Source organism: Marinobacter xestospongiae (assembly GCF_023156385.1).
GTDB lineage: Bacteria > Pseudomonadota > Gammaproteobacteria > Pseudomonadales > Oleiphilaceae > Marinobacter > Marinobacter xestospongiae.
This window is the reverse complement of the sequence record NZ_JAKZAK010000044.1, coordinates 1-10939: the sequence shown is the minus strand read 5'-3', so window position 1 is coordinate 10939 and position 10939 is coordinate 1. Positions and strand designations below refer to the sequence as shown.

General features: G+C 52.0%; 11 protein-coding genes. 1 reads left to right on the top strand and 10 read right to left on the bottom strand.

All coding sequences use genetic code 11. The annotated features are described in order from the left end of the window. Together ltrA and MLD24_RS21240 are read right to left on the bottom strand one after the other, a co-directional pair. Positions 1-778 (bottom strand): group II intron reverse transcriptase/maturase (gene ltrA, locus MLD24_RS21245; RefSeq protein WP_248169300.1); only part of this gene is annotated, 778 nt, incomplete at its 3' end. Between the two features lie 610 nt (positions 779-1388). After that, the gene (locus MLD24_RS21240; RefSeq protein ID WP_248169297.1) at positions 1389-2360 is read right to left on the bottom strand and encodes a PIN domain-containing protein; all 972 of its coding nucleotides are present in this window, start codon (positions 2358-2360) and stop codon (positions 1389-1391) included. Between the two features lie 792 nt (positions 2361-3152). On the opposite strand from MLD24_RS21240, the gene MLD24_RS21235 reads away from it, so the two are divergent. Further along, entirely contained in the window at positions 3153-3353 is a 201-nt protein-coding gene (locus tag MLD24_RS21235; protein WP_248169295.1) for a hypothetical protein, read from the top strand. 113 nt (positions 3354-3466) lie between these two features. On the opposite strand, the gene MLD24_RS21230 is transcribed toward MLD24_RS21235, so the two are convergent. From MLD24_RS21230 to MLD24_RS21200, 8 genes are all read right to left on the bottom strand, one after another. Next, the gene (locus tag MLD24_RS21230) at positions 3467-4090 is read right to left on the bottom strand and encodes a DUF2026 family protein (RefSeq protein ID WP_248169293.1); all 624 of its coding nucleotides are present in this window, start codon (positions 4088-4090) and stop codon (positions 3467-3469) included. Between the two features lie 153 nt (positions 4091-4243). Continuing rightward, a complete protein-coding gene (locus tag MLD24_RS21225) occupies positions 4244-4615 on the bottom strand; it encodes a hypothetical protein (protein WP_248169291.1) in 372 nt (123 codons plus the stop codon). Positions 4616-5487: 872 nt separating this feature from the next. Continuing rightward, positions 5488-5883, bottom strand: a complete 396-nt coding sequence (locus MLD24_RS21790; RefSeq protein ID WP_425562291.1) for a DUF6979 family protein — start codon at positions 5881-5883, stop codon at positions 5488-5490. A gap of 82 nt (positions 5884-5965) precedes the next feature. Continuing rightward, positions 5966-6619, bottom strand: coding sequence for a hypothetical protein (locus tag MLD24_RS21220; RefSeq protein WP_248169290.1), 654 nt, complete (start codon positions 6617-6619; stop codon positions 5966-5968). A 582-nt stretch (positions 6620-7201) separates the two neighbouring features. Further along, positions 7202-7840, bottom strand: a complete 639-nt coding sequence (locus MLD24_RS21215) for a hypothetical protein (RefSeq protein ID WP_248169288.1) — start codon at positions 7838-7840, stop codon at positions 7202-7204. A 1324-nt stretch (positions 7841-9164) separates the two neighbouring features. Beyond that, positions 9165-10028: a DUF6402 family protein gene (locus MLD24_RS21210; RefSeq protein WP_248169286.1), complete on the bottom strand. Its 864-nt coding sequence runs from the start codon at positions 10026-10028 to the stop codon at positions 9165-9167. 370 nt (positions 10029-10398) lie between these two features. Next, on the bottom strand, positions 10399-10707 hold the full coding sequence (locus MLD24_RS21205; protein WP_248169285.1) for a hypothetical protein: 309 nt from the start codon (positions 10705-10707) through the stop codon (positions 10399-10401). A gap of 1 nt (position 10708) precedes the next feature. Then, positions 10709-10930 (bottom strand): hypothetical protein, encoded by a 222-nt coding sequence (locus tag MLD24_RS21200; RefSeq protein ID WP_227171866.1) that lies wholly within the window; start codon positions 10928-10930, stop codon positions 10709-10711. Positions 10931-10939 lie beyond the last annotated feature (9 nt).

The following is a 10939-nucleotide window of genomic DNA, read 5'->3' as shown; positions in this document are numbered from 1 at the left end:
GCTTCCAAGGCCGATCCACCGCGCTCTTTCGTGTATTCACTGTGAGCCTCAGCGAGTCCTCGATGAAGCGCGTCAGACTCACCATCACCCGCTCTCCTGCACGGCGGCTGCCAACGTAGATCTGGCAGTCATCGGCGTAGCGGGCGAAGCACAGGTGGCGCCGTTCCAGTTCCCAGTCCAATTCGTCCAGCACCACATTCGCCAACACCGGAGAAAGGGGGCCGCCTTGCGGCACGCCCTCGGGTGTGGGTTCTTTGTGATGACCGATCTGGACACCCGCCTTCAGGTACCGGTTGATCAGCCTGAGCAACGGCTTGTCCGGCGTATGCCGTTTCAACCGTGCCATCAGCCGATCGTGATTTACCCGATCAAAGAAGGCTTCCAGGTCCAGATCCACCACCCAGCTGCGACCGTCTCGGGCACAGCGCTGCCCGTATCGGACCGCCTGGTGCGCAGAGCGTCCCGGGCGGAAGCCATAACTGTGTGGGTGGAAGCGGGGCTCCCAGTCCTGCTGGATCACTTGGGCAATCGCCTGCTGGATAAAGCGGTCCAGCACCGTCGGAATGCCCAGAGGGCGGGAACCGCCGTTGGCTTTGGGAATGGTGACCCGCCGGACCGGCTTGGGTCGGTAGGTCTGCCGGAACAGCTGCTGCCGGATCGCTGGCCAGTGGTGGCGCAGATAATCCGGCAGTTCATCCACGGTCATGCCGTCGATGCCTGGCGCTCCCTTGTTACGTCGAACCTGTTTCAGGGCGCGATTGAGGTTGTCCCTGCTCAATACGCGCGCCATCCACGGTGAGGGTTGAACGGAGTCCGAGTCTTCCTGATTTCCAGAAACGGGTTCATCCCCTGGTTGTTCCAGGGGCAGTGTTAGCTGCTTTGCAGATGCCTTCCCGTTTCCCTGCACGGATTCTCGACTCCTGTCTCTGTTCGGGCCTTCGGTTCACGGGCGAACCTACTATGCCCTCGGCTGATTTCTGCCACGCGATCAGAGGCGATCGCTCGCCTCTCAGTGGGTCCGTCCACACGCGGCAGACCTCCCGGGGTAAGGCACAGAGCTTTCACGGCGTGAACGCCCGATTTATAAAGCACATCCCAGTCGCAGAAGGAGGGCTTCGCGGTCACGTGCCCGCTCGCCCCGGATGTACCACACCTCGTATCGGGTTCCTGTTCGTCGCCCCGCCGCTTTGGATTGGGCTTCCTTCAGACCCCACCTCGCGATGACGCCCTTGCCCTTCTCCTAGCCTTCGGCTCTGCGAACACCTGGCAGGAGGACTTTCACCTCCCTAGTTCTGTGCCATGCCCGGCACACACGCCCGGCTCACGCGCCGGTTTGGAGCCGCGAAGCGGCGTAAAACCGGTCGCTGTGCAGCCGATTGTTAAGCATGCTACTCGTCGCCACATGACCACAAATGGGCCTCAATTGCCTGAAGGTATTCAGTCTCAATTTGCTCACGATATTTATTCACTAGGTCAGCATAGAACCCAAATACATCAGAATCACATACAATCCAATTGACCTGCTCATTGTTGTCCAAGATTCGGGATAACTCGTTTACTTGACTATAAGAAAAATCTTCGTAGGACGACAGCCTCGCAATAGCAGAGTGCGTTGCCGCAAAATTGGAGCTTTCACGGAGTGACTTGATATCAAGTTCTTTCTCTAGCTCACTAGCCATTCGAATATCTGGATAATGATCCTTGAAGAACTGAGACAGCCTCCTGTAGAAAATGACGTCAGACTTATTTATAGAAGACCACTCATCGGCCAAAAAATCCTTCAATAAATTTTCGTCTAATACCGAGTAGTAATCCTTATCATCGGCAATTAAATACAGGTCTTCTCCCATAGGTACCTGCGAAAGAAGAACCTCCCAATTTATGGCATCGCCGAGAGATCCATTTTTTCCTGGCGGATTCCCAACATCAACACGGAACCTTGCCTTGCTGATTACTTCTTCGCTTATGGGCAACTTCCTGGAGTTTCGGAAGAGCTCGCCAATTACCTCATCAGCCTCAAGATTCCGCTCCTTAATGTCGGACTCCAGACTACTCACTAGGTCTTTCATTTTTTTATTAAAATTGTTTTGAAGCTCACGAATCTCATCATATTCAGGGTAACTCTTACAAAATACCGGGAAATTTGCTTTTTTATTTTGGTCCTTCAAGCGCTTGATCGCATCTTGGACCTTATTTTCCCTATTTCTGAAAAACTCATCCTTTACTTGCTGGGGCAACCAAAGCCTGACCTCGTCTCTTTCCAAAAGCACACTCAGCTTTCGAATCTCTTCGAGGTCATCGTCGGAGAGGTGGTAAAAAGACAGGAAAATGTTTGTATCGATAAATATATTGATACTCACCAGTTAGAATCCTCCCCTGCTTAACATTGATTCAACGGCACATGCCGTGTTTAAACACGTCACCAGACGTGATATCCGCCACATTTCTCCATAAAACCTATATGCCAATTCTTACTCTATCAAGCACTTAGAGAGATTCTTCCTAGATTCGTTTGCGCGAAATGTGTCAGATGCAACAATATCCCGACAACCGCATGAGGTCTTCGGGGCCAGGTCTTGCCTTTTGCCAACAGACAGTGGATAGCATTTGGCTGGGTCAGCCAGAACATCGGGTGGGAAAAGTCGATCCAGGTTCAACGTGCTGTTCCTCACATCCTTTAGAGGTGTCATCCGGCTGACAGATCGGCCATCGCTCCGGAAGACCAGGTGCCGCCATGGTCGGCAAGGGGCTGCTGGCAACTCCAGAGCCAATCACCGGCGCTTCATGACGTTGTGTTAGGTAAAAGCTATCTCGCTCAGCGCTGTGTGGCAAGGACGTGCAACAGAGTTTGACAATTGGGGGTGTGAGGGATGGTGAGAAAATGGCACGCTCAGCGTTATGGGGCGGGCCGTGTGGGAGGCCTTCGGGCCTGCCGGTTCCTGTTGCCCGGTTCGCCAATCCACACGGCTCCGCCCCTCCCCTGTTTGTTGCCGTCGGCTCCAGAGAAAAGACGCGAGGCACGCCACAAACGAACGCATCCGTAACCATTTCGGCGTGCGCCGGGTGGAAGACCTCAGCACCAACCAGGCCCGGGATGCGATCCACATGGTGGAACAGCTCCGGGAGCCCCTACCCTGAAGTGGGTCAGAGCCATGAGGAAGCTGGAGAAGGGCTATGTTCAGCAGGTGCTGCGGGATGACAAGGTGTTTCTCAGTGCCCCGACCCTGGTCTGCCTGGACCTGGAGCCGCAGGGGATCGTTGCTCCGTTAGAGCATCCGGAACTGAAGCGACTGCAGAAAGCTAACCGGGGGCAGCGGGATATGTATTCTTTGTTTTTGGATGAGGGGGAGTGAGGTACAAAGGGCTGCTTCCGGGTGAGGGGCAGCCCTTTGGTTTGGGGGTGAACCCGTTGGCGGCAATGCGTTGCGGTGGAACCCCGGCATGGCACCACAGTCACTTGTATGGCCTACCATACGCCACACAGTGTCGATTTTCTGAGCCTTACTATGGTCTTCTCGCCCCTATCATCCATGATGCCTAACTCCGGGACTATTTTTTTCCGGCTCTGCTTGTACCAGTCTAAGCATACTTGGACGAGATCACCGCTAGCCGCCTTAGAGAACATTTTCTGTAGGAGGTAGGCAGTCAGTTCAGGATTTCTCTCAAAGAAAAAGTCTCCTGGGGCTTGGAGAAGTTCGGGACTTGTTGACATCGAAGTTTTCGGTTTCTGAAACATTTTTCTTGGTATGGATTCTGCCGCTCTATGGGTTTCCATGCAGTATTCAGGCGCCGTAAAATCAATATAAAAATCGTCGGTCTCAATCCAGCAGTGAAATGCGTCAAGAGAGCTGAAAAACTCACCATCCTCTCTTCCCGCGTATGCAAAAACATCCCCCTCTTGATTCACCTTAACGAACGCGGCCCCCATCATAGGTCTCGCGTCTATTTTCAGAGCCTCTTTGAGAATGTATGCCCCTGTCACGTTGTAAAACTGGCAAGAACGGGTCGCTCCGTGAGCGAATTCCTCGCCAACGGCAGACACTATTCGAAAAATTAACTCGTATTGCTTGAGAGTAATATTCCGTTTCATCTTAATTACTCGGTGCCATAATTATTTCGGCCTAACGCAGCGCTCTGCGGTAAGTTTTGAGCGCAGCGTAAAACTTGTCCGACAGCAGCGCTTTGTTGGGTGGCTGTATTAGGATCGCTATCATTTCACCGTAACACCCAAGCAGCCCAGAAATCATCTTATCTCAATAATACGGCGAACACGTAAAAAGTACGTATCAATTGCTTCTTTTACTTTGTCGGCCGAGTACTCACCAAACTCTTTAACTAACTCAAGATTAGTGATTTCCCTGATACTCCCGACATACAAATAGAGGTCTAATTTTTGTCCTTTGCGTGCCAAAATTAGCTTTGGGAACTCCTTGGAGAAGTCATCAAACTCCACATAAACTGCCCCCTGCTCACAATAGGATTCTGTAGCAGGAAACACGGTTGAGCTTAAATCTCCTTCTTTTCGCTCATTTAGGGCGTTTCGCACATCAGTCTCTAGCTGGTCGATTACGTACTTTCGCGCTTCTGCAACTTCTTTATCGCTGTAATTTTTCATGCTCAGCTCCCTGAATACTATTGTTCACTTCGGAATATCTACAGACATTAAAGGCCGCCCAACATTGATTCAACGGCACATGACGTGTTTAAACACGTCACCAGACGTGATATCCCGCCACATTTCCCCATCAAACCTATATTCCAACTCCCACTCTATCAAGCACTTAGAGAGATTCTCCCTAGATCTGTTTGCGTGAAATGTGTCAGATGCAACAATATCCCGACAACCGCATAAGGTCTTCGGGGCCAGGTCAGCCAGAACATCGGGTGGGAGAAGTCGATCCAGGTTCAACGTGCTGTTCCTCACATCCTTTCGAGGTGTCATCCGGCTGACAGATCGGCCATCGCTCCGGAAGACCAGGTGCCGCCATGGTCGGCAAGGGGCTGCTGGCGACTCCAGGGCCAACCACCGGCGCTTCATGACGTTGTGTTAGGTAAACGCTATCTCGCTCAGCGCTGTGTGGCAAGGGCGTGCAACAGAGTTTGACAATTGGGGGTGTGAGGGATGGTGAGAACATGGCACGCTCAGCGTTATGGGGCGGGCCGTGTGGGAGGCCTTTGGGCCTGCCGGTCCTATTCCCGGTTCGCCAACCCGCACGGTGCCGCCCCTCCCCTTTTTGGCGACAAGGGGCGGTCTCAGAAGGCCATCATGTAGCGGTATGCCAGGCAGGCTCACGCACCAGGTGCGCCGGTACCAACCGGGCGCCCTACTCACTCTGCGAGCCTACCCTGAAGCCGCGGGGGATCGTTGTGTCGTTGGGGCGCCTGGAGTTGAGGGGGCTGCTACTGGGTGGCAGCCCTTGGGCTTGGGGAGGGATCTGTATTCGTCAATTCGTTGGGGTGTGGTTCGGTTGATAGCACAGTCACTGGTTAGACATCTGGGGTCTCAATAGCACCGGATTTCCAAAGCGATATCACAACATCCATTTGGGAGTTTTCTGTTTTTTCTTTGCCTTGCATTATTTCTGCCCAGAGGTCCTGAGGCCTTTCAGCCAACGAAGGGGCCACCTGGAGTTTCTGCGCGGCCTGCACCGCATACCGTCGATTGTCGCTCGATCGTGTGTAGGCTCCCGGCTGGACTCCTCGGATAAACCCTTCAGAACAGAGTCCTAAGAATGCGCCCTTGGGACACCCTTTATCGCGAGCCGAGGGGCTTTCCGGAAAAACCTTACTGACTGCCCGGTACCAAGCTTCAGGTGGATCTATATGGCGGCTATCGCGCAAGAGTTCCTGAGCAATAACTGCGGCTTTTCCATACTTCCCCATATGCTTCCTTTATATATTTCTAACGCTCGCATTTGCGGCTGGTTTGGAGCGCAGCGGAAAGCCAGTCCGCAATATGCGCTTGTTATGTTTTGAATTGTGCAACAAAGTCCAAGTCTGATTGATCGGTAAACACGCAAAGATCCTTGCTGAAGCCCTCGTGCTCAATATCGTGCCACCTACACATGCGCACCTCAAATCCATTTAGATTTTCTGCGCCCACCGATGCAAGTGCCAGACCCTTCAGGTTATATCGAATTTCTTTGCCTGTTTCGCAATGTCTGAGCTTCCGTAAGAGCGTAATCAACTGATGAAGAAGCATTGAGGTTTCGTCCTTACCTACAAGCTCAAGATATTCATCTTTAGATATTTCTTTATGAATTTCAGTCTCTTGCAAGGTATTCAGAAATTTTTCTTGGCTTGGCGGGCTTTTGATTAATTCCTTGAGCTTCTCGCATAAATGCATTCCGTGCTGGCGCGATGTTTGAAGTCTTTGCCAATCCATTTGATCGATGTGTATTACTGCTTGCAATCTTAGCTGCCGGTATATCATGTACAAAGTAAGAGCTGAGAGTATCGGGGCATATATTCCTCCCAACGCGCTCCCCATCTTTGCCCAGTCATCATGGGTGGGCCAAATCCCTAGGCCAAACTGGTAAGTGTAAATTGCCAGCGGCATCGACAAAATCATGCCGAAGATAATAAATATTTTCTTTATCCCCAGTTTTCTAAGTGACAAGGAAATTAGCTCCTATAATTTTCACGTTTCCTTTTGGGAGGAAGGTGATTTGGTGTAGTCACAGGCTACATAACATTGATTCAACGGCACATGACGTGTTTAAACACGTCACCAGACGTGATATCCCGCCGCATTTCTCCATAAAACCTATATGCCAATTATTACTCTATCAAGCACTTAGAGAGATTCTTCCTAGATTCGTTTGCGTGAAATGTGTCAGATGCAACAATATCCCGATAACCGCATGAGGTCTTCGGGGCCAGGCCTTTTGCCCAACAGGCAGCGCATAGCATTTGGCTAGGTCAGCCAGAACATCGGGTGGGAGAAATCGATCCAGGTTCAACGTGCTGTTCCTCACATCCTTTAGAGGTGTCATTCGGCTGACAGATCGGCCATCGCTCCGGAAGACCAGGTGCCGCCATGGTCGGCAATGGGCTGCTGGCGACTCCAGAGCCAACCACCGGCGCTTCATGACGTTGTGTTAGGTAAAAGCTATCTCGCTCAGCGCTGTGTGGCAAGGGCGTGCAACAGAGTTTGACAATTGGGGCGTGAGGGATGGTCGGGAGAGCACATCGTTACTTCCTAATCACCAGCCAATCGCTTTAGTGCAGCCGCCATATCCGGGGCCTGCTCCTTCACGATTCCCACGCGCGGGTGATATCGAATTCCTGAATGCTCAACGTTTGCTTCAGCAAGGGCTTGCCGCGCCTCAGAACGTGCCTCCGCTCTTTGGCCTAACTCAGCTGCGATAATCGCCCTGACTGCATGCCGGCTGTATCGGTCTTTAGGGAACAGGATGGGAGGCTCGAAATCCTCAAGAATCGCCAGGGCTTCGCTGTACAGATCAGAGAAACGGTGCTGAACAATCAACAGTGGGAACCACAGCCATGCTTCGTTTCGATATTTTGGCACCTCCCGCTCAGTAGCAAGTGCAATCCGAGCCTCAACGACCGCTTCTCCTGTGCGTCCAAGTAGCTCAAAGCATTGTGCTTTCTGAAGATGAGCCAACGCGAGCTCCGACTCGACCGGGCATTCCTCTAGCATTTGCTCAAGGAGCTCCAGGGCGGACTGAATGAAGCCAGCCCCTTCAAGGTAGCTGGCTTGAATACGAAGGTATTGAGCCTTGGAGAACGCAGAGCGAGACCGTGCCAGACGAATCTGGAAAGCCTCTGAGTCGGCGGGGCTCCACTTTGTATTTCGGTACCAGTCATCTCGTCCCATGGATCGACCCTAAGCAGCATAGTACCCATCGCTTGTGCGACAATGCGATAGTGATGAAAGAGCTAAGGTTTTGGTATCCGACAGTCTGCTGCGGCAATAGCTTGAAACTCTCAATCATTTACGCATGCCTGATTTTTAAAAAAGCGCGAAAAAAGATATAAATTAAAAACAATGACCCATACCAGAAAAATGTTCCCGAACAACTCGGATGGTTCCATAGAAGAGCTAATTTTCATTGCTAATAAAGGGCTCAATATTCCACCAACGCCGACAACCCAAGTTACAACCCTAAACATTCGTATCTTAGAAAATGTGGTCGCGCCTTTCTGTAGATAAATAATAAGCTCAAGCAAGCCAAAGGTGATTAGCGCGCAAACTAAAAAGTTCGAAATTACTGGAAACATTTTACTTTGTCCACTTTAAACAACCTGCACGGAAGGAGAATTGCAAGCGTCGGGTCTTGTCTTTTGTCCAACGGACGACAGATAACCGATGGTCAGGTCGACCAAAGCATTGGGAGGGAGAAGTCGATCCAGGTTCAACGTGCTGTTCCTCACATCCGTTTGAGTGTGTCATCCGGCTGACAGATCGGCCATCGCTCCGGAAGACCAGGTGCCGCCATGGTCGGCAATGGGCTGCTGGCGACTCCAAGGCCAACCACCGGCGCTTTATGACGTTGTGTTAGGTAAAAGCTATATGGCTCGGCGCTGTGTGGCAAGGGCGTGGGACAGAGTCTGACAATTTGGGGGGGGGGTGAGGGATCGGTGTTCAAACTAAGGCTGACGGACTACCAGTTACAATGTTGACGAGCTCAGGCTTGAGCCCGCCAACATCTTCGTCAGGACCAGGGGCCCGATCTTTCTTGTATTGCAGCGATATCCCGACCTCAGATCTGGCTATGGCTCCACAACCCTGGGTGGCGGCTGGTCTTTAGGGTAGTCCAGAATGTCGCCTGCCGGGGAAATCGGGGGGACATCCTCGAAAATATAGTCAGTACCTATAAGAACCTCACCCGACATTTCCATGGCCCAGAGCGTTCTCGAGCCGCTGGAAAGGTCGACTGGACCACTGTCCCCCATGAACTCGTTATCAGTATTCCGGTATAAGCGTAGCACCATGGGAAACTGTGCATCTGAGGTTAAGTGTTGATAAATGCTAGGGGAGTAGTATTCAATGCGGTAGCTGTCGTCAGGGCTCACTTCTACGAACTTAAGCGGCCCCACACTAGTTACCCAAAATACTGCCAGAAATAACACAAGGATAGACACCAGCTTTCCCGCATGGCGGCGCAAGATGGTCAATATCGTTATCAAATCGTTCATCACTAAAGGTCTATGGTGATCGGGTTAATTTGAACTCGCTGCACATCTGAGAACACCACAAAGTCGCCACCCCTCCCGTAGCGCGCCCGGTAGTTCCGGAAATCATCATTTTGGACAGCGTACTTGCGACCAGCAGGTTCCGGCTCATCCGAGTACCGCTCATCTACCTCAACATCCCAAGCCAACTGAATACTACGCTCGACCCCATCAAAGCCCCAGAACCCTAGCGGTTGAGAAAAAGGAAACCAACCATCATTGAAATCATAGGTATCTCGGATATAGAGGCCCACTTCATCAATTACAATTTTATGCCCACCATTTGATTCCGTAACCACCCCGGTCACTGCAATTTTCAGGTTGCACTGCCCCAAAGCTGCGTAGAAGTCGTCCAGAGGGTCGTTCAGATTTCCGACAGGCACATAGTTAACCTGGCAAATTTCATCAAGATACTTCCCCGCCAAGGCTAGATTACCAAGTCGCCACTGTTTATGAATGGGACTTGGTTTACTTTGCAGAACGCACTTCCTTAATGTTTTAATTCCTGGTGTAGTCATCCAGCTCCCATTCAGCAAAGCATGATATGCAGAGTTGAAGCGTTGATACTTTCTTGCCCATTTCATAGTGATAATGGACTCATCAATGCGATCCGGTGATAATATCGCTGGTCCGGTTCTACCAGCTTTCACATCCTCGCTCATTGTATAAGCAGGAGAGTTAAACCACCGGCGCATCATGGCCGCTCCGACGGGCCAGCCTTCTTTTTTCTCCATTACATCGGGAATATCGGTAATTCGGAACATCCGGTATGAGCCGGATGTAGGCTGTGTAAGTACATTGTTGCCAGTGGGGTACGGTGTTTTTTGCATAACGACTCCATGTCGTATTCCGCTCAATAGCGGGATTGATCCTATGTGAGGCACCGAGTGTATGGATTCGCGGGAAGCATCGCAATAGTGTGGATTGTCTACACATTTGCGACTAGCGACCACGTTATACGTCCTTGGAATTTTCCCGCAGTAACTGCCCAGCATGGGAAAGTGAAACATATGCGCCTTGTGCGATATCTCTTACAGAAACACAAGTGATTTTCTTATAGATGGAGTTCATCTCATTAGTAGAATGCCACCTGAGCCACGAACACAGGACGTACCGGCTCACTGGCTGACAGCATGGATGTCTGGCCGAACGCGACACCTGCCGAGTGGTGTGACTACCAGGGAGAGGTCTGGGCCAATCTTAGTGTGAGCGGCCGGTGTAGTTGAAGTGCCGCCATCCCCCTACCCTGACCAGGGCGAAGAACGTTACCGCCATTACCCAGCACACCAGCCGCAGAATGCCGCGCTGCCGTAGCGTGTCCCGCCGCATGGCCTGGAAGAACTTCCAGTCACACTCGAACCGCCGAATCTCGTCGCCGCCTTGCTGGTAGCCCTGGTCGTGCTTGTTGCAGCTCGCCTCAAAGAACCAGTTGAACAGCAGGTGCTGCAGTTTGCGGGTGAGCCAGAGCCGGCTCATCCAGGCTGGGCCGCAGCCGTTGGGGTGCTCCATATCAAATCTCCTGGGTTAATCCATTCAGCGCCGGCGCCGGGCCCTCGATTCGGTCGCCGCGGATGAAGACGTGGTCGTCGATTGCGGCGGTACCCCTCACTCGCCGGTGGTCACCGGTGACCAGCTCCACCGTCACGCCGTCACTGTGTACCGCAATCACCCGGCCTTTGTCCCGGGGTTCGTTGGGGAGGATGCTGGCGAAGCGTCGGTACAGGTTACTCATGGGTTTCTA